1 protein-coding gene is annotated in these 653 nt (G+C 79.0%); it reads left to right on the top strand.

Annotated features, from left to right (window positions below; all coding sequences use genetic code 11):
- Nucleotides 1–61: 61 nt before the first annotated feature.
- Nucleotides 62–653: MFS transporter (locus FOE67_RS27775; RefSeq protein WP_498370729.1), on the top strand; the 592-nt coding region annotated here is incomplete at its 3' end.

Genomic DNA, 653 nt, shown 5'->3' with positions numbered 1-653 from the left:
TATATACGAGACAGCTCCCCCGTCCGATCCCCCGTCCGATCCCCCGTCCGATCCCGGTGCCGTGCCCGGCTACCGGGCCCTGTTCCGCCTCCCCGGCTTCGCCGGACTGTGGCTCTCCTTCGCCCTGTCCGTCGGCGCGACCGCCCTGGCCGGTCTCGCCCTCGGCACCCTGGTGCACGACCGCACCGGTTCGCCGCTGCTCACGGCGGTGGGCACGCACGGCGCGACCCTCGCCGCGGTCCTCGGCGCCCTGACCCTGATGTCGCTCGCCGACGGCCGCCGCCCCCGCCGCACCCTGCTCGTCCTGCAGTGGATCTCCGTGGCCGGGGTCGCCGCGCAGGCGGTGCCGGGGGTCCCGCTGCCCGTCCGGCTCGGCCTGGTCCTGGCGCTGGGCCTCCCGCACGCCCTGGCGACCGGCTGCCGGCTGGGACTGCTCGCCGGCGCGGTGCCCCCCACCGGGTACGCCCGGGCCCGCTCGCTGATGGGCCTCACCGCCGCCGGCGCCACCGCGCTGTGCCAGGTCGCGGGTGCCGCCCTGCTGTCCCGACTCTCCCCCGCCGGCCCGCTGCTGATCGCCGCCGCCCTCCTGGCCGCCGGGGCGGTGGTGGTGGCGACGACGGCGCGGGAGCGGCCCGCCCCGCCCGGGCCCGATC

This window comes from Streptomyces calidiresistens, from assembly GCF_014141525.1.
In the GTDB taxonomy this organism is placed as follows: Bacteria; Actinomycetota; Actinomycetes; order Streptomycetales; family Streptomycetaceae; genus Streptomyces; species Streptomyces calidiresistens.
This window is presented reverse-complemented; position numbering and strand designations above follow the sequence as displayed.